The sequence below is a fragment of the Bifidobacterium moraviense genome (genome assembly GCF_012932365.1).
In the GTDB taxonomy this organism is placed as follows: domain Bacteria; phylum Actinomycetota; class Actinomycetes; order Actinomycetales; family Bifidobacteriaceae; genus Bifidobacterium; species Bifidobacterium moraviense.
Genome location: NZ_JAAIIH010000011.1, coordinates 67,464 through 91,094, shown reverse-complemented (window position 1 = coordinate 91,094; position 23,631 = coordinate 67,464). Strand labels below are relative to the sequence as shown.

At 67.4% G+C, this 23,631-nt stretch carries 12 protein-coding genes; 5 read left to right on the top strand and 7 right to left on the bottom strand.

The features are described 5' to 3' along the window. Positions 1 to 1,262: 1,262 nt before the first annotated feature. Positions 1,263 to 2,261 carry a 23S rRNA (guanosine(2251)-2'-O)-methyltransferase RlmB gene (gene rlmB / locus G1C96_RS07415; RefSeq protein ID WP_169275955.1) on the bottom strand — a complete coding sequence of 333 codons (999 nt, stop codon included), beginning with the start codon at positions 2,259 to 2,261 and terminating at the stop codon, positions 1,263 to 1,265. A 112-nt stretch (positions 2,262 to 2,373) separates the two neighbouring features. Further along, positions 2,374 to 5,862: a transglutaminase-like domain-containing protein gene (locus G1C96_RS07410; protein ID WP_169275954.1), complete on the bottom strand. Its 3,489-nt coding sequence runs from the start codon at positions 5,860 to 5,862 to the stop codon at positions 2,374 to 2,376. A 1,101-nt stretch (positions 5,863 to 6,963) separates the two neighbouring features. On the opposite strand from G1C96_RS07410, the gene G1C96_RS07405 reads away from it, so the two are divergent. Continuing rightward, positions 6,964 to 9,942: a cation-translocating P-type ATPase gene (locus G1C96_RS07405; protein ID WP_169275953.1), complete on the top strand. Its 2,979-nt coding sequence runs from the start codon at positions 6,964 to 6,966 to the stop codon at positions 9,940 to 9,942. Positions 9,943 to 10,210: 268 nt separating this feature from the next. On the opposite strand, the gene dcd is transcribed toward G1C96_RS07405, so the two are convergent. Beyond that, a complete protein-coding gene (dcd, locus tag G1C96_RS07400) occupies positions 10,211 to 10,792 on the bottom strand; it encodes a dCTP deaminase (RefSeq protein WP_169275952.1) in 582 nt (193 codons plus the stop codon). 1,289 nt (positions 10,793 to 12,081) lie between these two features. Between dcd and G1C96_RS07395 the strand changes: the two genes are divergently transcribed. After that, positions 12,082 to 12,927: a sulfite exporter TauE/SafE family protein gene (locus G1C96_RS07395; RefSeq protein WP_169275951.1), complete on the top strand. Its 846-nt coding sequence runs from the start codon at positions 12,082 to 12,084 to the stop codon at positions 12,925 to 12,927. A gap of 137 nt (positions 12,928 to 13,064) precedes the next feature. Beyond that, positions 13,065 to 14,078, top strand: a complete 1,014-nt coding sequence (locus G1C96_RS07390; protein WP_169275950.1) for a ribose-phosphate diphosphokinase — start codon at positions 13,065 to 13,067, stop codon at positions 14,076 to 14,078. Positions 14,079 to 14,577: 499 nt separating this feature from the next. On the opposite strand, the gene G1C96_RS07385 is transcribed toward G1C96_RS07390, so the two are convergent. Together G1C96_RS07385 and G1C96_RS07380 are read right to left on the bottom strand one after the other, a co-directional pair. Continuing rightward, entirely contained in the window at positions 14,578 to 15,378 is an 801-nt protein-coding gene (locus G1C96_RS07385) for a sugar phosphate isomerase/epimerase family protein (protein ID WP_169275949.1), read from the bottom strand. A 388-nt stretch (positions 15,379 to 15,766) separates the two neighbouring features. Continuing rightward, a complete protein-coding gene (locus G1C96_RS07380) occupies positions 15,767 to 17,170 on the bottom strand; it encodes an apolipoprotein A1/A4/E family protein (protein WP_169275948.1) in 1,404 nt (467 codons plus the stop codon). A 643-nt stretch (positions 17,171 to 17,813) separates the two neighbouring features. On the opposite strand from G1C96_RS07380, the gene G1C96_RS07375 reads away from it, so the two are divergent. Continuing rightward, complete coding sequence (locus G1C96_RS07375; protein ID WP_169275947.1) at positions 17,814 to 18,578, top strand: alpha/beta hydrolase; 765 nt, start codon at positions 17,814 to 17,816, stop codon at positions 18,576 to 18,578. Positions 18,579 to 18,911: 333 nt separating this feature from the next. Here G1C96_RS07375 and G1C96_RS07370 read toward each other — a convergent pair whose 3' ends face one another. Together G1C96_RS07370 and G1C96_RS07365 are read right to left on the bottom strand one after the other, a co-directional pair. Then, complete coding sequence (locus G1C96_RS07370) at positions 18,912 to 20,996, bottom strand: cation:proton antiporter (RefSeq protein WP_169275946.1); 2,085 nt, start codon at positions 20,994 to 20,996, stop codon at positions 18,912 to 18,914. A 610-nt stretch (positions 20,997 to 21,606) separates the two neighbouring features. After that, a complete protein-coding gene (locus G1C96_RS07365) occupies positions 21,607 to 21,843 on the bottom strand; it encodes a hypothetical protein (RefSeq protein WP_169275945.1) in 237 nt (78 codons plus the stop codon). 394 nt (positions 21,844 to 22,237) lie between these two features. Between G1C96_RS07365 and G1C96_RS07360 the strand changes: the two genes are divergently transcribed. Further along, the gene (locus G1C96_RS07360; protein WP_169275944.1) at positions 22,238 to 23,020 is read left to right on the top strand and encodes a rhomboid family intramembrane serine protease; all 783 of its coding nucleotides are present in this window, start codon (positions 22,238 to 22,240) and stop codon (positions 23,018 to 23,020) included. Positions 23,021 to 23,631 lie beyond the last annotated feature (611 nt).

The following is a 23,631-nucleotide window of genomic DNA, read 5'->3' as shown; positions in this document are numbered from 1 at the left end:
GGCGCGTCGGTGCTGGCGGTGCTGGCCGCGGGCGCGGGTCTGGCGCTGCTGGGTGGCGTGCTGAGGCGTCGTCGCCCGTCCGGCCGTCACCTGTCGTGACGCCGCGCGCGTGAGGTCGCCGGACCGGCCCCCTTCTCGCGGGCCGGTCCGGCGGCCGTCCTTCGCCCGTTCCCGTGTGGTTCATGTGCCGCATGGGGACGGGCCTTCGCGTATCCGGGCCCGTCCGCCATGCGCCATGCTCGTCACGCGGACCGTGCGTCACGTGGGCCGTTGGCATCCGGAATCGGCTTGGTTTCAACGTTTTCGGACTCCGCGGCCAGCGTGACGCCCGGTCCGCGTGACGCCCCGCCCGGTCCGCGTGACGCCCCGCCCGGTCCGCGTGACGCGTTGTGCCGGTGTCGCGCGGCGTGTTCGTCGCCGGGGACGTTCCATCGTCACCGGGAGCGCCACGGCCGTCACGGGGAGCGTTCGCTCCGCGTGACGCGATGCCCGAAATCGGCTTGGTTCCGCGGTTTTCGGTTCCCGCGTCACCGGGAGCGTCCGCTCCGTGTGACACAACCCGCGCTCCGCGTGACGCCCCGTCCGGTCCGCGTGACGACATGGGGCGTGATGTCCCCGGCCGGCGGTGAGGCCGTAGGTTCGTCCGCGGGGCCGTGCCGCGGGTGCATTTGTGCCGATCCTTGGCATGGCTTTTCGATGTGTAGGCAGAAGTGCGTTGATTGGGCTCCAAAATCCCCGGAATCAACGTATTTCTGCCGATCCTTGCGTGACCGATGCCAAGGATCGGCAGAAAAGCACCCATAGGTGGATGTGCTGGTAGGACTTACACGATGCATGAACGGCGCCGCGTCAACATTGTCGCGGGAATGGGCGGGGCTGATGCTTGATGGGACAAAACGGGCGTACGGCGCATCGGATCCGCTCAATCCGCATACGCCATCGGACGGAATGAGCAGATCCAGTGCCGGTTTTCCACGGAATGAGCGGATCCAGTTCCTGACGGCCCTCAAACCGGCCTCCACGCACTGGATCTGCTCATTCCGCGCAATCGACCGCACACAATGAGCAGATCCGATGCGCGCGCGATGCGGAATGAGCGGATCCAGTTCCTGACGAACCCCGAACAGGCCACCGCGCATCGGATCCGCTCATTCTGGTCTTCAGCGCTCGCAGAATGAGCAAATCCGATGCGCGACGCTCGCGAATGAGCAGATCGGATGCCCGCAGCCCTAACTTGGCCGTCGCGGTCCTATGTCGCGGTCCTACTTCGCGGCCGCACCCTCCGCCGCCTTGCGTCGCGCGTTGGCCACGGCGTACAGGCTGATGCCCGCCGCCACGGACGCGTTGAGCGATTCGACCATCGAGCTGATCGGAATGCCCGCCACCGCGTCGCACTGCTCGCGCACCAGACGGCTCACGCCCTTGCCCTCGGAGCCGAGCACCACCACGAGCGGGTCGGTCTCGAAGCCGGTCTCGCCCACCAGCGCGTCGCCGCCGCCGTCGAGCGCCACGGCGTAGTAGCCGCGCTCGTGCAGCGACTGGATGGCCTTGGTGAGGTTCACCACGCGCGCCACCGGCAGATGCGCGGCCGCGCCCGCGGACACCTTCCACGCGGCGGCCGTCACCGAAGCGGAGCGACGCTCGGGCAGGATCACGCCGTTCGCGCCGAACGCGGCGGCGGAACGGATCACGGCGCCCAGGTTCTGCGGATCGGTCACGCCGTCCAACGCGATGAACAGCGGACGCGACTCCATGCGCACCTTGGCGGAGACGCCGTCCATGGCCTTGGCCTTGCGGTCGGCCTGATCCACGAGCTGGCTCAGCGGCGTGTACTCGTACGGGCGCACCTTGAGGATCACGCCCTGATGGTTGCCGGAGCGCGCGATGCGGTCCATCTCCAGACGATCCGCCTCCAGCATGTGCAGGCCGTTCGCGCCGGCGATCTTCACGATCTCGCGCGTGCGGTCGTCGTGCTCAAGACGCGCGGCGATGTACAGCTGCATGCTCGGCACGCCCACGCGCAGCGCCTCGAGCACCGAGTTGCGGCCGTAGACCAGCTCGTCGGAGTCCGACGCGAACTTGGCCACGCGACGCCTCGCGGCGAGACGCGGATCGGCCGCCTTGCGACGTTCCGCGGCCTTCTTGGCCTTGAACGCCTTGTGATAGACGCGGTCCTCGGCCTTGGGCGTGGGGCCGTGACCCTTGAGCTTGTTGCGATGCTTGCCACCCGACCCCTTGGTCGGTCCTTTCTTCAATGCCATGGGGTCCATTGTCCCAGCACCCCGCGCCAAAGCCAAGGTTCACGCGTCCCGTGCGCTCTTGCGATGCCGCGCACGCGCCCCGCACCGAAGCACAAGCCGCACGCGCCCCGCGTCACCCGATCCCGTACGCCGCCAGCTGCGTGTCCACGATCGCGCTGTTGTCCACCACCTGGCTGCGCCGCCGCACGGACGCGTTGTCCGGGCCCACGAGCAGATACTCGTCGGACGATCCGCCGCCGGTGTCGTTCCACGTGGCGTCCTCCGTGAGCCACTGGTCGCCGATCTTCACCTGGTTCCACGCGTGCAGCGCGTTGCGCGTGGACGCGTTCACGGTGCCGGTCACGTAGATCGCGTTGAGCCCCGCCTTGTCCGCCAGCAGCTTGAACGACTTCGCGTACCCGGCGCACACGGTCTTGGTGAGGTCCTCGCCGTTGTACGTGCCGAGCAGTCCGGACGCGTTCTGGTTGCTCTTGTGGCGCACGAAGAAGTCCTGGTCCACGCTCTGGCCGCTCTGCATCTCGTTCTCGTACGTGGGGTAGTCGTAGGCGTACGTGCTCACCAGGTACTCGTTGATGGCGGTGGTCTTGGCGCGGTCGTCCATGCCGTCCTTGATGATCTGCGCCACGATCTGGTCCGCCTTCTGGCTCAGCTGCGTGCGCACGTTGGCCGTGTCCGTGCCGTAGCTGTCGTCGTAGTACTGCACCTTGAGCAGCGTGCGCGTGCCCTCGCGCTTCACGGCCACGTACGCGTTGGAGTGCAGGATCAGCGGGTTCTGCGCCAGCGCCTCCTCGACCACGTCGTTCGCGCTGGGCGCGCCCGCCTCCTTGGCGTACTGGGAGACGTCCATCGTGGTGCGCTCCTGCAGCAGGTTCGCGGCCACGAACCTCACGTAGTCGATCGACCCGTTCGCGCCGCTGAGGTCCACGTCCGACTTGAGGTCGCCGGTCTTGTCGTTCCAGTCCACGGTGCCCACCTGCCCGGCGGGCTGCACCAGACCGGTCTGCGTGTCGGACGCCTGCAGCGCGGAGGCCTCCTGCTCCACGCGCGCCTTCACGGCGTCCACGGTGGCGCCCTTGTCCGTGAAGTCGTCCGTGCTCTTCATGATCGTGCCGCCCAGCTGGTAGCGTACGCTCACGCCGCTGCCGCCGCCCACCTGCGCGGTGCTCCAGTCGTACCGCTTGGGCACGATGCGCGTCAGCCCGTCGGCCACGGTGATGTAGCTCACGTACTCCTTGCCGGCGCGGTTGCCGTCGATGATGGCGTTGAACGCGGGCGCCACCGGGATCTGCGAGAGCAGCGGGTTGACGTTGAGCGAGGCGATCGGCGAGTTCGTCTTCACCTCGTCGTCGCCGTACGCGATCACGTACAGCTCGGTGTTGCTGGCGCTGCGCTGGAACCTGTTGTGGTTCTCCTCCAGGGAGACGTTGCTGTCCGGATCGAACTGCTCGTCCTCGGACTCGTTGCCGTACAGCCGGATGAACTGGAGGTTCTGGTAGTACGGCGTCTGCGCGAACCCGGAGTCGGCGCGATCCTTCTGGTACTGGTCGATCATGCCGGTCAGGAAGTCCTTGAACCCGGGCGCCGCGGACGGATCCCAGTCCCTGAGGTTCACGGTGCTGGTCGTGGGCACGGCCAGCACGTACGTGTCCTGCAGGCCCAGATCGTCCTTCTGCTTCTCCGCCTCGGTGGCGCCGTCGCCCAGGAACGCGCCGCCCACGCGCAGATACACCTTGTAGTGCGTGGCGCCCTGCACCGGATCCCAGCTCAGGTTCACGTGGCCTTCCTCGTCCACGCGCGCCTGCAGGTTCTGGGGCGCGTCCAGCTCGTGCACGTCGTCCTTGACGGTGAAGTACGTCACCTTTGGCTTGGCGAGCTTCTGCCCGTCCTCCCCGAAGTAGACCACCAGATAGTACGAGCCGAAGCCGGTGAAGCGCGCGTAGGCGTGCTGCTTGGCGTCGAAGTAGTGGTCGTCGTCGGCCTCGGTGAGCTCCTGACGGAAGTAGTACTGGTTCGCCTTGATGGTGTCGAACGATTCGGCGTGCAGCTGCTGCGTGTTCGGATCGTAGTAGTTGTTGAACAGCAGGCCCTTGCGCGCGGTGACGGTCACGACGTCCGGGTCCTTCTCGTCCTGCGCCACGGCGATGTTCATCTGGTTGCGGAACGTCGGATCGGCGTACACGCCCACCACCAGATCGCCGTCCGTGGTGGCGCCGTAGCCGCTCGTGGACCAGTAGCTGTCCAGCTTGGAGGCCGCGGAGCCCACCTTCTCGCGGAACGTGTACGTGGACGCCACGTCCAGGATGGGCTGCTGCAGGTCGTACTTGGACGTGTCGAAGTTGTCGCCGTAGACGGACATGTCCGTGCTCACGTGACCGCCGGACGGCCGGTTCGCCACCAGGAAGTAGCCGAACACCACGGCGATCACGGCGGCTACGGCCGTGAGCGTGATGAGCACGGTGCGCGCGGGGGAGTGGCGGCGCGCGGTGGTTGCCGTGGTGGTTGGGGTTGTTGGGGTTGTTGGGGTTGTTGGGTTCGACGGGCTCGCCGGGTTGGCGGCGTGGGCTCCGTGGCGACCGGGCCGTTGCGGCTGCGGTTGTTGCGCGTACGGAGGTTGTTGCGCGTACTGCGGCTGCTGCGGAGCCTGCGCGTACTGAGGCTGCGGTTGCGTCTGATACTGCGGCTGCTGATACGAGGGCTGCGGAGTCTGTTGCGCGTACGTCGGCTGCGCCGCCGCCTGCTGATCCGCCGTTTGCGCGTACGGCTGTCGTGGAGCCTGCGGGTGCTGCGGATCCTGCGTCGCCTGTCCGTACGACGGCTGCGGTTGCGCCTGAGGATACGGCGTCTGCGGCGCGGATTGGTACGTGGGCTGCGCGTACGCCTGTGCGGACTGCGCATCGTACGTCTGCGGTGTCTGCGGCGCGTGCGCCTGCTGCGTCGCCGTTTGATCAGACCGCGATTGCCATTCCTGCGTCGGCTGCGTCGGCTGCTGATCCGCCGGCTGCGCGGACTGTGCATCATACGGCCGTGCGTACGGCTGCTGGGGCGCGGGCGTCGGGGCGGCCGCATAGATCGGCGCGCCCGTGGGCGGCGGCAGCGTCGGTCTTCCATCGGACTGCGGCGTCGCGTACGTCGGCTGTTGCGCGGACGTCTGTGCGGACTGCACGTCGTACGACTGCGGTGCCGCGGACGTCGCCTGCTGCGCCTCGTGCGGTTGCGCACCCGTCGCCTGCCCGCACTGCGGCTGCGGTGGTACCTGATACTGCGATTGCTGCGCGGCCTGAGGATACGGCGTCTGCTGCGGAGGCTGCACCCGCTGCTGCGCGTCTGACGGTGCATACTGTTGCGATGCCTGTCCGGGCCCTGTCGCCTGATCGTACTGCGCTTGTTGCGGTTGCCACTGCGCCGCCGGCTGCTGCGCCTCGTACGGTTGCGCGCCCGTCGCCTGCCCGTACTGCGGCTGCGGTGGTACCTGATACTGCGATTGCTGCGCGGCCTGAGGATACGGCGTCTGCGGCGCCTGTGGATATTGCGGCTGCGACGGGGGCTGCTGCTGTGCGGGCGATGTCTGCTGATCGTTCGGATTGTGCTGCGGTTCGTCCATCGGTCCGTCCCTCTTCCACCGCGTTGTGAGGCGTCCGCGATGCTGCCGACGCCGTCCCTTCGTCGCCCATCCTATCGCCGCGCGACTCCGCCCCGCAAGACGCCCCGGTCGTCGTCCGCCCCTTGGCGCATCCGCCCTCGCGATTCGTCCGCCCCTCGGCACATCGGCGTCTGTTCCGTCTGTCCTTGGCCCGCCCGCTCTTGGTTCGTCCACTCCGGCTGTCAATCACCGCAACGTTGCCGTATACGACCATCGAGGCCCTCGGATCTCTCCTCTACCGTGGCCGATCATCGCAACGTTGCGATGCGGGGCCGTAGCTTGGGCGGGTCGGTCGATCGTCCGGCAAGCGAAGGCCCGGGTTTTCGATCACGCCGTTGCGATTCCGCCATTCTGATAAAAACCTGCCCCTTCGTTTGTCGGGAGAAACCGATCGCGTGGCAAGCGAAGGGCTAGGTTTCTTATCGCGCTGGCGTTATTCCGCCGTTTCTGTGGAAACCCGCCCCTTCGTTTGCCGAGGAGTGCAGGAGGACGTTCTCAGGAGTGCTTCAGATTGGGCGGATCGGCCGATCGGTCGATCGTCCGGCAAGCGAAGGCCCGGGTTTTCGATCGTGCCGTTGTGATTCCGCGATTCCGATAAAAACCCGGTCCTTCGTTTGTCGGGGATGGCTGGGGGCGGGTGGCTGATGATCGCAATGTTGTGATGATCGGCCATCGTGGGGTCGTGCGGTGTCGCGTAAGGTGGCGCGTCGTCGCAACGTTGCGATGATCGGACATGGGGCGCACGCGCACGCCGTACCCGGGACGCGCACGCCGTGCGACGCGGAGCTCGGACCACGTCAAGCGCCGCGCCGACGTCACGTCACGTCATGTCATGTCATGTCACGTCATGTCACGCCACGCGCCACGCCGCACGCCGCGCCGTACGCTGTCGGAGGACGCGGTAACGAGGGTATGCGATAATGGGGAACCGCGGCGCACACCTGCGTCGCACCCACAACCGCGCAACGCGAGCGCGCCACAGGCGGACGGCAACGACACCGTCCGGACCACGGCGCCGCACGACGTTGACTACTCCGCGGCGACCCGAGGAGCAATGAGATCATGGCCAAGGCCATCAATGATCAGTCCAAACCAGAATCCGCGCAGACGTCCGCGCAGACGCAGGCGCTTCCCGCCGATCTCGACCCGTCGCTCGCCGACGCGGCCGACGTGGCCCGCGCGCTCAACGTCGACCCGAACGTGGGCCTGAGCGAGGCGGAGGCGAAGCGGCGACTCGAGCGCTTCGGCCCGAACGAGCTGGCCGGCGCGCCTCCGGTGCCCAAGTGGAAGAAGTTCCTGGCGCAGTTCCAGGACCCGCTGGTCTACCTGCTGCTCGTGGCCACCGCGATCTCGCTCGTGGCGTGGTTCATCGAGCGTTCGCACGGGGAAGGCGGCGAGGCGCTGCCGTTCGACGCGATCGTGATCGTGCTGATCCTGATCCTCAACGCCGTGCTCGGCTACATCCAGGAGGCCAAGGCCGAACAGGCCGTGGACGCGCTGAGCAAGATGGCCGCGCCGCAGACCAGCGTGCTGCGCGACGGGAAGATCGTGCGCATCGCCACCGCGGACGTGGTGCCCGGCGACGTGCTCGTCCTCGCCGAGGGCGACAGCGTCTCCGCCGACGGCCGCCTGTTCGCCGCCGCGTCATTGCGCATCGCCGAGGCCAGCCTCACCGGCGAATCCGTGCCCGTGGGCAAGAAGCCCGAGACGCTCGAATCCGCCAAGGCGCTGGGCGACCGCGCCAACATGATCTTCAACGGCACGTCCGTCACGCAGGGCACCGGCCGCGCGATCGTCACCGGCACCGGCATGAACACGCAGGTCGGCAAGATCGCGGACATGCTCGCCCAGACCGAGGACGACGACTCCCCGCTGCAGAAGGAGATGGACCACGTCGCCAAGATCCTCGGCATCGCCGTGTGCGTGATCGCCGTGCTCGTGCTCGTGGCGCTCGCCGTGATGAGCGGCTTCCATTCGCTGCAGGACGTGATCGACTCCCTGCTGCTGGCCGTGTCGCTGGCCGTGGCCGCCGTGCCGGAGGGCCTGGCCGCCATCCTCACCGTGGTGCTCGCGCTGGGCGTGCGCCGCATGGCCGAGCATCATGCCATCGTCAAGAAGCTGCATTCCGTGGAGACGCTCGGCTCCGCGTCCGTGATCTGCTCGGACAAGACCGGCACGCTCACCCGCAACGAGATGACCGTGGAGCGCATCGTCACGCCGTCCGGCGAGGTGCAGCTCACCGGCACCGGCTACGCGCCCAAGGGGCAGATGGTGGGGCTCGACGGCAACGACCTGCCGTCCGACTCCCCGCTGCGCGTCGAGGCCGTGGCCACCATCGCCGCCGGCGCGATCGCGAACGACGGCGATCTGCGCGAGGACGGCGAGGGCAGCGGCAAGTGGCAGATCGTGGGCGACCCCACCGAGGTGGCGCTCGTGGTGGCCGCGCGCAAGATCAAGGCGCTCAAGGCCTACTCCGGATTCGAGCGCGTGGCCGAGGTGCCGTTCACCTCGGAACGCAAGCGCATGGCCGTGATCGCGCGCAACCGCGCCGACGGCAACCGTCTCACCGTGTTCGCCAAGGGCGCGCCGGACGTGCTGCTGAGCTACTGCACGCGCATCGCCGTGAACGGGCAGGTGCGTCCGCTCACCGAGGGCGATCGCCAGACCATCCTCGCCACCGTGGAGCGTCTCTCCGGCGAGGCGTACCGCACGCTCGGCGAGGCCTACCGTCCGCTGGAGACCGACTCGCTGGCCGCCGTGCCCGGCGTGCGCGTGAACGCCGCCGGCCAGGTGACGGACATCGCCGAACAGTCCGAGGCCATCGAGACCGACCTTATCTGGGCCGGCATGGTGGGCATCATCGACCCGCCGCGCACCGAGGTGCGCGACTCCGTGTCCGAGGCGCATCGCGCCGGCATCCGCACGGTCATGATCACCGGCGACCACCCGCTCACCGCGGCGCGCATCGCCTCCGACCTGGGCATCATCGAACGCGGCGGCAAGGCGCTCACCGGCGACCAGCTCGACGAGCTCGCCGCACAGGGCGACGCGGCGTTCGACAAGGCCACCGGCGAGGTGTCCGTGTACGCCCGCGTGGCACCCGAGCACAAGCTGCGCATCGTGGAGTCGCTGCAGCGTCAGGGCAACATCGTGGCCATGACCGGCGACGGCGTGAACGACGCCCCGGCCGTCAAGACCGCGGACATCGGCGTGGCCATGGGCATCACCGGCACCGAGGTCACCAAGGAATCCGCGAAGATGATCCTCGCGGACGACAACTTCAGCACCATCGTGGCCGCCGTGCGCGAGGGCCGCGGCATCTTCGACAACATCCGCAAGTTCCTGCGCTACCTGCTGAGCTCCAACGTGGGCGAGGTGTTCACCGTGTTCGGCGGCGTGATGCTCGCCGGATTCCTCGGCATCACGCAGCCGGGCGTGGAGGGCGTCACCGTGCCGCTGCTCGCCACCCAGCTGCTGTGGATCAACCTCCTCACCGACGCCGCGCCGGCGCTCGCCATGGGCGTGGACCCGCAGACCGAGGACGTGATGAACCGCCGTCCGCGCAAGCTCACGGACCGCGTGATCGACGCCGACATGTGGGGCGACATCATCTTCGTGGGTCTGATCATGGCGGCCGTGACGCTCATCGGCATGGACATGCACCTCGCCGGCGGCCTGTTCACCGACCGCTCCGTGGACGCGCTCGGCCATGACGCGCAGATGGTGGAGGCCCGCACGATGGGCTTCACGATCCTCGTGTTCGCCCAGCTGTTCAACGCGCTCGCCTCCCGTTCCGCCAAGCAGAGCGCCTTCGTGGGCCTGTTCGCCAACAAGTACCTGTGGGGCGCGATCGGCATCTCCGTGGCGCTGCAGCTCGTGGTGATCTACGTGCCGTTCCTCAACGCCGCGTTCGGCACCACGCCGCTCGGCGCGACGGCCTGGCTCGAGTGCATCGGACTGGCGGCGTTCGTGCTCATCGCCACCGAGCTGCGCAAGCTGGTGCTGCGCGCGATCGACCGCAGGCGCGGCATCGCGGCGTAGCGTGGCGGCGGCGTGGCGCTGTGACGGCATGGCGCTGTGACGGCGTGGCGGGTTGATCCGCTGCGAGCTGAGCCGCTGCGGGCTGAGTGAATCAGCAGATTGAGCGAATCCAGTGCGATGGGGGCCTTCATTGGCTCCGCGCACTGGATTCGTCTATGTGTGGTGTCTGCTCATGCGATGTGTCTGCACGTCATGTGCTATGCCTGCGCTCTTGTTCGTTCCAACCTGCGACGTGCGCGGGCGCAGGCTGGAACGAACGGGATGGGCGTCAGTCGCTGACGTCGGCCTTGTAGAAGTTCACGTACGAGCGGCTCGGCGTGGGCCCACGCTGACCCTGATAATGCGACCCCGTGCCCTTGGAGCCGTACGGATGCTCGGCGGGGGAGCTGAGCTGGAAGAAGCACATCTGTCCGATCTTCATGCCCGGCCACAGCTTCACCGGCAGCGTGGAGACGTTGCTGAGCTCCAGCGTGATGTGGCCTTCGAATCCGGGGTCGATGAATCCGGCCGTGGAATGCGTGAGGATGCCGAGGCGTCCCAGCGAGCTCTTGCCTTCGAGGCGCGCGGCGATCGTCGAATCGAGCTTCACGTACTCCCACGTGGAGCCGAGCGCGAACTCGCCGGGGTGCAGGATCCACGGCTCGTCGGCGGCCACTTCGAACTGCTCGGTGAGCGCGCCCTGGTTCTCGGCCGGATCCACGTACGTGTACGCGTGGTTGTTGAACAGGCGGAAGTAGCGGTCCAGACGCACGTCGATCGATGCGGGCTGCACCATCTCGGGCGTCCAGGGGTCGAGCGAGATGTGGCCCTCGTCGTGGGCGGCTCGGATGTCGCGGTCGGACAGCAGCATGATTCTCCTTACGGCGATGATTCGCGATGGCGCGGCGCGTGGCGTTCTGGCGTGCGGCGCAGCGCGCGACGTTCTGGTTGCGGTGCGCGGCGTTCTGGTTGCGGTGCGCGGCGTGGGTGCGTGCCGCATGATCGACGTCGCGCCGCGTCGTCACCGTTCGCGGCGCATCGTTCGCCTGACGTCGGTGCCGACGCCTTGTCTCACTATCGCCCAGTGTAGCGCGACGGCTGCTGCACGGCACGATGCGGCGGGTGCGGCGGCGCGGAGCACGACATCGGTATGCGGCGCACGATACCTCGAGGCTATGCGCGACGTGTGCAGCGGGCGCGACACGGGACGGGCGCGGCATGGCCGTACCGCATAGTGCGTGGAGCACGACATCGGTACGCGGCGCATGACGTGTGCGTTGTTGCCGTGGACGCGACGCGACGGGGCGATGACGCGTCGGCGCGGTACGCTCAGGGATTTTCAGCCGATTCTCAGGAAAAACGCGCGATGCGTCAAGGTAGGGGTGGTTTATTGATAACTGTCGGCGGAAGGCAGCACTCCACCGGCCGGGGGCGGCAGTTCCCGCATAACAGAATCCTTTCTTCTTCTCTCCTTTCTCTCGCCCGGCGGCCCAAACACCCGCCGGGTTTCTCTTTGTCCGGACTCTGATGCGTCGCGTCCATACCTTCGCCCGCGCCCGTCCTCGTCGTGTCCGCGCATCGCAACGTTGCGATGATGCGCCATCGTGGGGGAGCGCGTGCGTCGCTTCGATGGTCGGTCGTCGCAACGTTGCGATGCGGTGCCCTGATGCGTGCGTCCGCGTGGCAAGCGAAGGCCCGGGTTTCCGATCGCGCCGTTGCGGTTCCGCCGTTTCTTCGAAAACCTGGCCCTTCGTTTGCCGGGAGCGGCTCCGTATTGGGCGGATCGGACCTTTGGAGAGGGTTGGTCCGATTGGTCGATTGGTCTTGAAGCGTCGATCGGTCGATCGCCGGGGGGGCTTCGATCGCGCTTGAAGACGATCAGGAGTGCCGGTTCCGCGTCGCAACGTTGCGACGATGCGCCATCGTGGGGGAGCGTGCGTCGCTCTTCGATGGGGCGATGGTCGGTCGTCGCAACGTTGCGATGATCGGAGTCGTTGGCGTGTCCGGAAATCGCAATGTTGCGATGATGGACCCTGCGCGGACGTGCGCGGACGTGCGCGGACGTGGGCGGCTAGACTGAGGCTGTCTGACGGGACCGTCCGATCGAGGCCTCCCGCGGAGACGCACAGGGAACGTACGAGACGAGGAACGGTGAGGCAGATGGCTGCAACGGGAAACGCGGAGGTCTCCGCAGCGGGGACTCAGGAGGAGAACAAGCTCGACGAGTCGCCGCGCGGCATCGTGGTGCTGGTGGTCGTGGGCGTGCTGGTGGGCGTCCTGTCCGGCCTGTTCGGCATCGGCGGCGGCACGGTGATCGTGCCCGCGCTGGTGTGGCTGGGCCTCACGCAGCGTCACGCCGCGGCCACGTCCATGCTCGCCATCATCCCCACGTCCATCTCCGGCGTGGTCTCGTACGCGCTCAACGGCAACGTGGACTGGCTGGCCGCGCTGCTGCTGTTCTGCGGCATGTTCGTGGGCGGGCAGATCGGCAGCTGGCTGCTGGCCAAGCTGCCCGAGCTGGTGCTGCGCTGGGTGTTCGTGGTGTTCCTGGTGTTCGTGATCGTCAACCAGCTCATCTTCACGCCGTCGCGCGATACCGTCATCGACATGTCCGTGACCACCGGCATCGGCCTGGCGCTGCTGGGCGTGGTGATCGGCGTGCTCGCCGGCCTGCTCGGCATCGGCGGCGGCGCGCTCGCGGTGCCGTCGCTGTCGATCATCTTCGGCGCTTCCGATCTGATCGCGCGCGGCACGTCGCTGCTCGCCATGTTCCCCAATTCCATCACGACCACCGTCGCCAACGTCAAGCGCAGGATGGTGCACTTCAAGGCCGGTCTGATCATCGGCGTCGTGGCGGCGTGCGTCACCCCGTTCGGCACGTGGATCGCCGGCGCGGTGAGCCCCGTGGTGGGCCAGTACCTGTTCGCCGCGTACCTTGGGTTCCTGCTGATCCGGTCGCTGTACGTGGCCGTCAAGATCACGCCCGCATTCGCCAAGCGCGCGTAGACGCGTCCATGCACGCGTCCGTGCATACGTCCGTGCGTGCGGTCCGTGCACGTGCTGGCACGGGCCTTCGCCACGGGCCATGCCTGCGTCTATAGTGGAGACCCGGCGATACCAAAACACAACGAAGCGGAGGTCGTATGTCGGCAGTCCTGGAAGGCGTCCCCGAGAAGCGTCTGGCGGTGGTCACGGGACGGTCGTACCCCGAGCTTGGCCAGGAAGTGGCGCGCTGCCTCGGCGTGGAGCTGTTCCCCACCACGGCGTACGACTTCGCGAACGGCGAGATGTACGTGCGATTCACCCAGCCGGTGCGCGGCGAGGACGTGTTCGTCATCCAGTCGCACTACGGCGACGTGAACAAGTGGATCATGGAGCAGCTCATCATGATCGACGCCCTCAAGCGCGCGTCGGCCCGCTCCATCACCGTGGTCGCCCCGTTCTTCGGCTACTCGCGTCAGGACAAGAAGCATCAGGGACGCGAGCCCATCACCGCGCGCCTCATGTTCGACCTGTTCCGCAAGGCCGGCGCGGACCGCATCATGACCGTGGACCTGCACGCCTCGCAGGAGCAGGGCTTCTTCGACGGCCCGGTCGACCACCTCACCGCCACGCCGGTGCTGCTGGACTACGTGCGCACGCACGTGCCGCTGGAGAACGCCACGATGGTCTCCCCGGACGCCGGGCGCATCAAGGTCTCCGAGCAGTGGGCCGCGCGTCTGGGCAACCTGCCGCTCGCGTTCATCCACAAGAGCCGCGACATCACGCGCCCCAACCACGCGGAGGCGCACGGCATCATCGGCGACGTGATCGGCCGCGACTGCGTGGTGGTGGACGACATGATCGACACCGCCGGCACCATCTGCGAGGCCGTCCGCACGCTGCGCAACGCGGGCGCGAAGTCCGTCACGCTGGTGGCCACGCACGGCCTGCTGTCCGGTCCGGCCGTGGAGCGCCTGTCGCAGTGCGGCGCGCGCGAGATCGTGCTCATGGACACGGTTCCGGTGCCGGAGGAGAAGCGTCTGCCCAACATGACCGTGCTGTCCGTGGCGCCGCTGCTGGCCGCCGGCATCCGCTCGGTGTTCGAGTCGCGCTCGGTGACGCATCTGCTCGAGGGCCTGCCGGCCGACATGCGTCCGCGCAACATCTACGCGTGATTCGCACTCTCGTGATTCGCGTGTGATTCGCGCGAGTGCGATTGGGCTTGGCTGATTTCGATTGCCGATTGCCGATTGCCGATTTCGGCCGATGCGCGCTTGACTTGGGGGCGTCCTGCGGGGCGCCCTTTGTCGTACTTTGATCGCTCGGAGTGCTGGAGCGGGCTGATCGGAGCAGGCTGAATCGGCACCGGGTGATCGGTCCGCTCCCGCATCCGATCTGCTCATTCCGTGCCGCCATCGTCGCACAATGAGCAGATCCGATGCCTGACAGGGGCCAAAACCGGCGCCCCGCATCGGATTCGCTCATTCTGACGATACGCGGCATCCGATCTGCTCATTCCATGCAAGGAAGCATGCGGAATGAGCGGATCCGATGCGTAGAGCCCGATGTCCGGAAGCCTCGGAAGTCCGGCCTCGTTACGGTTACGTACCCGGTCGCGCGTGTCCTGTCGTGCGTGTCCCGTCGCACGCCCCGCGGCTCGCGCCCCGCGACGCGCTACGCCAGCGCGCGCTTGGCGGTCGCCACCTCGTCGTCGATCCGCTCGATCGGCGCCGGGTACTCCAGCGTCACCGGCACGTCCGCCGGCAGCCGCCGCACCTGCGCCGCCCAGTCCACCACGCCGTCGTTCAGCAGCGACGGCGTCGGATGCGCGCCCTCGCCGCCATCCTCGGCACCGCCCGCGCCGCCTTCGAATCGCACGTTCTTGATCTGGTATTCGCCGATCGCCTCGATGTCCATCAGCGCGTCGAACGCGTCGTCCGGGTTCACGCCGGCCCACGCCCAGTTGCCGCAGTCGTAGCAGAAGCCGATCGCGCTGGCGTCGGCCTCGCGCAGGCGCCGCATGGACGCGAGCGCCCACTCCAGGCTGCCGTGCGTCGCGGACTGGTCGTTCTCCACGGTCACGCTCACCCCGTAGCGGTCGATCAGCGCCGCCGCTTCGCGCAGCGTCTCCAGCGGCGTGTTCGGCACGTCGCCCACGGCGAACTTCATGCCCTGCGCGGTCATCTCGTTGGCCTCGCGCAGGTAACGCTCCAGATTCGGGTTGACCTTGCCGTCCGTGCAGAAGTCCTCAGGCACCGAGTAGTACAGACGCAGGTTGAACATGCGCACGCCGTGGCGGATCGCCTCGATCTCGTCCGCGAACGCCGGATCCGTCTCGTTGCCGCCGGCGATGAACTCGCGGCGCACCTCGGCCACCGGGAAATGCGTGGCGATGCCTTCGAGCAGCGCGGACTGCGGCGTTCCCTGCTGCAGCGCGTCCAGATACATCACCGTGTTGATGCCCAATGACACCATGTTGCCAGCCCCCTTGTTGCCGTATCGCCGTGGCGGATCGTGCCGATCGTGTTCGCCGTGGTCTCGTTCGTTCAGTTCCGTTCCGTGCGCGCGGACGCGGTTGCGGCGCGACCGGGCGCATCGTCCTCGCCGATCGCCGACCGCCATGCGTGTGCGTTGTGCGTTGTGCGTCGCGTGCGTGCCTGCGGCGCCGGGCGTCTTGACGTTCCGCGCGCAGGCGGGCGGCAGGATGATGTGGGTCCGCCCTCAACGGACCATCGTAGCGGGTGGCGCGACGGCGGGGCAGCGAGTTTCCGAGGATTGCCAAGGATCGGCGGTCGGCGCGTGCTCAGTCCGTGTCGCCCGCGCCGCGCGACAGACCCGTCGTGCAGCGCGGGCGACCACGCGCTCAGTCCGCCTTGCCTGCGCCCGTGCCGGTGCCCTTGCCGTCCGTCTGCCGCGCCCCGGCGATCCGCTTGAACGCGTACCCCACGCCGGCCAGCACCAGCGCGAGCGCGCACACGCCGGACACCGCCACGCCCGTGGCGCCGAGCGCGCGCTGCGTGGCGGCTTCGCTGGCGGTGGTCCTGGCGTTGTCCTGCGTCACGTCGTCGCCGGACGCGGTCGTCGCGCCGCTGGTCGCGCCGGATCCGTTGGTCGCGCCGCCGGTCGCGCCGGTCCCCGTGCCGCTCGTGCCGCCCGTCGTCGCACCCGTGCCCGTGCCCGGCGTCACGCTCCCCGCGTTCTTCGCCGCGTCGGCCAGCGACTGCGCGAACTGGTCGTGCCACTGCTTGCGCGCCGCGATGTAGTCGTCGTGCGACTGCTTGAGGGCGTCGTGGTCGGCCTTGATGTCGGCCAGCAGGTCCTTGATGTGCTGCTGCGCGTCCTGCGCGTCCGCGTGGATCAGCTCGTGCACGGTATGCAGGGTGTCGTAGGCGTCGTCGATGGCGCCCTTGAGCGTGTCGTGCGCCTCCTGGAGGTCCTGCACGAAGCGGTCGTGGTTCGCGGCGGCGTCGTCCAGATCCTTCTGCAGCTGCTCGAACACGTTGTCGATGTCCTGCTTGATCGCGTCGTGGATCTGGCGGATGGCGGCGATCAGCTGGTCGTTGTGCTCGCCGGCGTCGTTGAGGTCCTTGATGAGCTGGTCCACGGCCTGGTCGATGTTGGCCTGCAGACGGTCGTGCTCCTGCTGCAGCGCGTCCTTCATCGCGTCGTGGTTGTTCTGCAGGTGCTCCCAGTCGCTCTGCAGGTTGGCGAACGCGTCGTCGATGTCCTTGGCGACGGTGTCGTGGAACTGCTGCAGGATCTTGGCGATCTCCTGTGCGTGCTGGATGGACTGCTGCAGGTCGCTAATCGCGCTGCGGGAGCCGTCGGTCTGGGCCTGCTGCGTGCTCTGCTGCGCGGTGCCGTTCTGCTGCGCGGCGTTCTGCGCCGGCGTGCCCGACGTGTTCTGCGCGGACGGGCCGGCATTGGTGCCGGAGCTTGCGCCGGCGCTCGGCAGCGTGGTGCCGAGGTTCTGCAGATCCTTGCCGATGGTGCTCAGGTCCTGCCGCACCTGCTCGTTGAGCTGCGTGGTCTGTGTGGTCTGTGCGCTCTGCGCGTCCGATGCCTTGCCGCTCAGCTGCTGCAGGGCGTCGGACAGCGCGCCGCCGCGCACGGTGGACACCGCGGCCGCGGCCGAGACCGCGAGCGTGCTGGTCTCTTGGGCCGCGTGCCCGGTGGATGCCATCGCTGCGTTCGGCGCGCCCATGCACAGCGCCAGCGCACTCGCCCCCGCGGCGATGAGCCCGATCAGCTGCTTTCCTGTCTTCATCGTACGAACCTTCCGTTCCTCCGCCGGTCTCGCGCCATTATCCCCGGGCGCGGTCTCTCCGCCGTCTTCCATATCTCCTCGCTCAATTTTAGACCGGCGGTGCGGCGGCGGAATAGACACTAAATGGACACTGTGTTGATAAAAAACGCATTGGTGCACGCACTCAGAAGAAGGGTCCCTTCTTCTGAGTGCGCACCTCGAGTACGGACCCTCGCGATGTCCGACATGGGGATTCGAGATTGGCGGAATTGCAACAATATCGGCGCCGGCTGCAGCCCGCGTTCCGGTGGTCTTCCCGCCTTGGGCACTCAGAAGAAGGGACCCTTCTTCTGAGTGTTCGATTCGTGGGGCGCGATCGGTTGCTGACGAGCACTTTTCGCCGGCGAACTGCCTATTCTTGCGTCGCCGATGCGCTTCGGCGGTTCGAGGCCGGCGCAACGGCGAAGCGCGTGCCACCCGCGTGCCAACCTGCGTGCCGGCGATGACCAAGTCCATGCACCGGCTTGTGGCCAGTCCGCATGCCGACTCGCTTTGGCCCGCGCTCGGCCGCCCGCGCGCGGCTCCCGCCAACGTGACCAAGGTCATACTTGCGGTGCGGAACCGGCGGATCGGCGCCGCAACGCCCCGCATATAGTGGTGACGTATGGACGACGAAGAGAACAATGACGTGAGGCCGCTGATCGGGCGCGAATCCACGGTGGTGCCCGGCCGCTTCGGCGATCCGTTCACCGTGGACGACTCCTACGTGCTCACTTCGCGGGGCGGCGGCAGGTCCGCGCCCGGACGCCCGCTGTTTCTGGCGCTGCACGGCTGGGGCGCCAACGAGGAGGACGCCGAGAAGCTGGTCCAGATGGTGGCGCCGTTCAACGACTACGTATCGCTGCGCGCCCCGTACACGCTGCAGGAGGCGCAGGGCAAGTACATCCCGGGCGCGTACTCGTGGTTCCACGACGAACTGGTGAGCGGCGACGACATGGACTACGACGTGTTCGCGGCGGCCACGGCCGTGGACCGCTGGGTGCGCGAGCACGTGCCGGACGAGCGCGAAGTGGTGCCGATCGGCTTCTCGCAGGGCGGCACGATCGCCGTGCACCTGCTGCGCATCGACCCGGAGCGCTACCGGGCGGCCGTGTCGTTCTCGGGGTATCTGGCGCCCGGCCGCGTGCCCGGAACCGCGCCCGCCGACGACCGCCTCGAAATGCTCGACATCCCCGTCTACTACTGCTACGGCAAGAACGAGACCGTGGTGCCCAAGTACGAGCTGTTCGCCTGCGCGGCGTGGCTGGAGGAGCACACGTGGCTCAAGACCAAGAGCTACCACGGGCTCGACCATGCGGTGAACCTCGAGGAGTTCAACGACATCCGCGAATGGATGATCAACAACGCGCTCGCGTCCGGCGTGATGTGATCCGCTCGCCGCGCATCATGACGCGACATGCGTGATGCGATCGGCGTGATGTGCCCGGCGTGATCCGCGTGAATGCGATCGGCGTCCGCTATGCGATTCTGCCGATCCTTGGCAATGTGCGCGGCCGGGACGATAGCTCACTACGCACATCTGCCAAGGATCGGCATCGATATGGCAGGAATCGGCAGATATGCGCTCTGAGAGGGCCTCCAGGCGCTATGAAAGTGCATATCTGCCGATCCTTGCAATTCGCGTGCCAAGGATCGGCAGATATGCACGCATCGTTGGCGCTGCGGATCCCAACATGCCGCCAAAGCCGCGAAGGATGCAGGCTCAGACGCCGGAGTCGGCGTCGACCTGCATCACGTACACGTTGCGTCTCAGGTTTCTGGCCTCGGTGCGGCTGATCTCGCCCTGGTCGGCCATGTCCTGGATGATGCGCAGCTCGATCGCGTAGCTCTGCTTCTTGATCTCTTCGGCCTGGTTCTGCGCGCGGGCGCTGTAGCCCACGTTCGGCCGCGCCTGCAGTGCCGCCTTGGCGCGCTGGTAGTCGATGATCATGCCGGAGACGTTCTCCGTCTTGAAGCGTCCGGAGCCCAGTTCGCCGTAGAGCTTGTTGATCGTGTAGTCGATCGCGGCCACCTGCAGCCGGCGCGTGTGCGCGAACATCTCGTCGTCGCTGATCAGCGGCGCGGTGCGGCGCACGCGGTTCTCCACGCGCTTGGCGAGGTTGTGCGCGCGGCGGGTCATGGAGCTCAGGCGCCGGTGGACGTGGCGCCATGCCACGTGCGCGCGGCTCTCGTTCTCATCGATGCTGCCGAGGTGCTCCAGCGCGGTGGAGATCTGTTCGAGCAGCTGGTCGCAGGCCTCCTCGGCGATGTCCTCCTCGCCGTCGGGCGTGGGCTCGTGCGCCTTGATGCGCTTGAGCTGCTGGTCGATGTAGTCGTGCTCCCACTTGAGCGCCTGCGCCTGCAGTCGGTCGAGGTCGCGCGAGTCGGGGCCGCCCATGCGCTGCTGGAGGCGTCCGATGCGCTGCGTGTACGAGCTGACGACCATCTGCGTGGCGCGGCGGTTCTCCGGCGTGACCTTGTCGCTGAGTTCCTCGATGGTGCGGCGCAGCACTTCGATGATGATGGCGTTGTGCTCGGCCGAGTAGTCCTTGTGGCGGTTGGGCGCGAGCAGCGGCAGGATGAAGTTCGCCATGGCGAGCGTGAGAATGATGACGCCCGACGCGATGAAGATGAGGTCGTTGCGCATGGGGAACTCGTCGCCGTATTCGATCCAGTACGGGATGGTGAACATCAGCGAGAGCGTGATGGTGCCCTTGGGTCCGCCCACGGTCATCACGGCCGCGCTGCGCCAGCGTTCGGGCGTCATCGGGCGGCGCTGCGCGGTCTTCTCGTCCTTGGCGAGCCGCAGCATGGCCGCCACCCACACGAACCGCATGCCCACCACCACGGCCGTGGTGAGCAGGATCAGCCCCACCAGCATCCAGTTGCTGATGTTCGGGTCCGCCCAGCTCTTCTGCATGGCGCTGGGCAGCTGCATGCCGAGCAGGATGAACACGGAGCCGTTGAGGCTGAACGCGATCACCGACCACACGCTCGAGGAGACGATGTTGGTGCGTGCCACGTTGGGGCCCACGCCGGTGCGGTCGAACCGGATGATCAGGCCGGCCGCCACCACGGTGAGGATGCCGGAGACCTGCATCATCTCCGCGCTCAGGTACAGCAGGAACGGCAGGAAGATCTCCATGAGGATGCGCGTGGTGGTGGTCTCCCAGCCCAGGCGCCGGAACGTCTCGAACAGCCAGTTGACCACCACGCCGAAGATCATGCCCAGCACGGTGCCGCCGATGAACGCGACGATGAAGTCGCCCAGCGCCTCGCCGAACTTGAACGTGCCGGTGACGGCGGCGGCGATGGCGAACTGGAAGCCCACGATGCCGGTGGCGTCGTTGAACAGCGATTCGCCCTTGAGCACGGCGGTCTGGCGCATGGTGAGCGACGCCTCGCGTCCCAGGGAGCTCACGGCCACGGCGTCGGTGGGTCCGAGCGCGGCACCGAGCGCGAGCGCGGCGGCCAGCGGCACGGCGGGCCATGCGGCGTGCAGCGCGAATCCGACGGCGGCCATGGTGGCTGCGGCGAGTCCGATGGCGAGCGAAAGGGAGAGCTTCATGGTCTTGAGCAGCGCCGACTTGTCGATGCTGTGCGCCTCCTCGTACAGCAGCGGGGCGATGAACAGGATCAGGAACAGCTCCGGGTTGAGGTCCACCTCGGGGAAGAACGGCAGGTATGCGGCCACCAGTCCCAGCGCGATCTGCACGAGCGGCGTGGAGACGCGCGGGATGAAGCGGCTGACGAACGAGGAGACCAGCACGGCCGCCAGCACGCAGAGGATCAGTTCAAATACTTGCACGGGTACAGCTCCGTTGTCTCTTGGTCTCTTGTGGTGTCTTGCTTTGCTTCGGGGGCTGGGCGGGGCACGGGCGCGCAGGGCTTGGGCGCCGCCGACCGGTTCCCATTGTATGGACGCGTGTTATGGGACTGTAAGGCGCGTGCCGGTGGTTGCACGATATGTGGGCGGCGCGCGAACATGTGGGACGCGGCGATGTGGCGTGGCAAGGGGGGGCGATGCGTGCGTGGCGAGGCGTTGCGTGGCGCCGTGGGTACGGCACGTGATGCGTGACGGCCGCGTCGCATGACGCGCACGCGAAAGGGCCGCGTCCATACCCTTCGTATGGACGCGGCCCTCGGTCGATTGATGCATACCGGATCGAACGCACGCGATGCGTCGATCGTCGGCGCGTCATGTACGCCGCATGTGCGTCGCGCGACGCTCACGCATCACGCGGTCACGCAGTCACGCGACGTGCGCTTTCTGCGGTGCGCGACGCGAACGCCGATCGCCGCGCGCACCGGTCGTCATGTGTCATGCATCACGGCGCACATCGCGCACACGCCACGTGACCCCGCATCGCAATACGCGATCGTATGCGGATCGTGCGCGGATCATCCGCGCGGTCGGCTCACTCGGCCTCGGCAGCGGGCGCCTCGTCCGTGGCCGGAGCGGCCTCATCGTCGTCCTCGCCCTTGTCCTTCGTCAGGCCGAGGTCGACCGGCGAGGAGCTGTTCTCCCACGGCTCCTCCCACGGATCGTAGTCCGGGTTCTGCTGCTTGTAGATGTAGAGCGCGGCGACGGCGGCCAGCAGGGCGCCGAAAAGCAACGCAAAGAACTTCCAACCGTTCGAGGACTTGTTCTCCATGACGGCTCCTTTCCCACATGTGTTGGCCTGCCCATCCAAGCCAAATGCTAGGCACCATCATAGGAGATGGTTTGTGGCGGTTGCGTGTCGGGCGCGGGAAATGAGACGCGGCGGCGGAACGCCGGAGAGGACGTCCGCACTTTCCGGTGGTCGGTGTGCTCCGGTGATCGACATGCCGGTGGTCGGTGCGCCGCCGAAGTCCTCCTTGTGGTTCCGCAGCGCGTCCGTCGTCCGCGTGGCGTTCGTCGTCCGCGTGGCGTCCGAGTCGTTGGTTTCGCGTCGTTGGTTTCGCGCCGTCGGCAGGTCGTTCGTCCGCCGTTCGTCGCGCATCCCTCTGTGGTCTGTTTGCCGTCCGTCCGTGGCCCGTCCGCCGCGGTCCGCTACAGTGTTGGGCATGAATACCGGACGTTTCAGCCTGTTTCCCAATACGCCCCGCCTGCGCGATCTGTTCGACCGTCGCGCCTTGCGCTACCAGTGGCGCTCCGGCGACCCCGTGGTCACCGAGGTGCTGATGGCGCTGTGCGTGGCGGCGTGGGCGGTGGAGATCGTGCTGCGCCTGTTCGCGCCGGGGCTGCTGCGCGCGATGCTGGGCGCCGGCATGTTCAGCCCGCTCACCGTGGCCGACCGTCCGTGGACGCTCGTCACGTCCATGTTCCTGCACGAGCCGGGCGTGTGGCACATCCTGTTCAACATGCTCACGCTGTGGAGCGTGGGGCCGCTGCTGGAGCGCCTGATGGGACATTGGGCGTATCTGGCGCTGTACGTGCTCTCCGGGCTGGGCGGTGGCATGGGGCTCATGGTCTGGGCCGTGGCGGTGCCGGGCGGGTACGGCTGGATGACGGCGGCGTACGGTGCGTCCGGCGCGCTGTTCGGCCTGTTCGCGGCGATGCTGGTGGCGTTCCGGCGCGTGGGTGCGGACATTCGCTCGATGCTGGTGTGGATGGCCATCAACTTCGCGATGCCGCTTGTGGTGCCGAACATCGCGTGGCAGGCGCACGTGGGCGGCTTCGTGGTGGGCGGTGCGTTCGCACTGCTGCTCACGTCCGGGGTGCGCGCGCTGCGCGGGCGGTCGATCGGCGTGCGCACGGCGGTGTACGGGGTCGTGGTCGGCGTGGCGGTGGTTGCGGTGATCGTGCTGTGCGCGATGGCGAACCCGTTCGCGGGGCTCTGGGGCTGACTGGGCTGACCGCGGCAGGCTGTTGGTGGCGGCGGTGACGGTGGCGGGTTGCGCGTCGCCGCGGTTCGCCATCATGCCGATCGGCGACGGGCCGCTGCACGCAAACTACACCCATGTGATTATCCACAATGTGTGAGCAACTCTGTGGATAACAGGGGGATAAGTAGTGGATATCCACAGTTATCCCGTGGATATTGGGCGTATCTCGGTGGATAAGTCGTGGATTGCGGGTGTCGATTCGACGGTTGTGCACAGCCGACGACGTTGCGATACAGCGCTGCAGCCGGTGCACAACGTAGTCGACTTATCCACAGTGGATGGATTGGCCCGAATCCACACCCGAGTTATCCACCGTGCATGACTTCTGGCTGACGCTGTCGCCGCCGATCCGGCGCCGGATACGGCCGGCATCCCCATCAGACGATCCAGCAGCGGCACCACGCTCTCCCCAGCCCGAGCACGGTGAAACCGCGATCCTGATTCTGTCGTGCCGCAACTCGCCACCGCCCATCATCCCCGCCCGTGCATTTCTGCCGATCCTTGGCACGAGTTTTGCAAGAATTGGCAGATCTGCGCTCATAGAGGGCGCAAGTGGGTTTCTACAGTGCATT

Coding starts and splice junctions, on each gene's coding strand:
- rlmB (WP_169275955.1), bottom strand. CDS start 2,261: ATGGCATTGAAGAAAGGACCGACCAAGGGGTCGGGTGGCAAGCATCGC.
- G1C96_RS07410 (WP_169275954.1), bottom strand. CDS start 5,862: ATGGACGAACCGCAGCACAATCCGAACGATCAGCAGACATCGCCCGCA.
- G1C96_RS07390 (WP_169275950.1), top strand. CDS start 13,065: ATGTCGGCAGTCCTGGAAGGCGTCCCCGAGAAGCGTCTGGCGGTGGTC.
- G1C96_RS07365 (WP_169275945.1), bottom strand. CDS start 21,843: ATGGAGAACAAGTCCTCGAACGGTTGGAAGTTCTTTGCGTTGCTTTTC.
- G1C96_RS07380 (WP_169275948.1), bottom strand. CDS start 17,170: ATGAAGACAGGAAAGCAGCTGATCGGGCTCATCGCCGCGGGGGCGAGT.
- G1C96_RS07395 (WP_169275951.1), top strand. CDS start 12,082: ATGGCTGCAACGGGAAACGCGGAGGTCTCCGCAGCGGGGACTCAGGAG.
- G1C96_RS07405 (WP_169275953.1), top strand. CDS start 6,964: ATGGCCAAGGCCATCAATGATCAGTCCAAACCAGAATCCGCGCAGACG.
- G1C96_RS07385 (WP_169275949.1), bottom strand. CDS start 15,378: ATGGTGTCATTGGGCATCAACACGGTGATGTATCTGGACGCGCTGCAG.
- G1C96_RS07375 (WP_169275947.1), top strand. CDS start 17,814: ATGGACGACGAAGAGAACAATGACGTGAGGCCGCTGATCGGGCGCGAA.
- dcd (WP_169275952.1), bottom strand. CDS start 10,792: ATGCTGCTGTCCGACCGCGACATCCGAGCCGCCCACGACGAGGGCCAC.
- G1C96_RS07360 (WP_169275944.1), top strand. CDS start 22,238: ATGAATACCGGACGTTTCAGCCTGTTTCCCAATACGCCCCGCCTGCGC.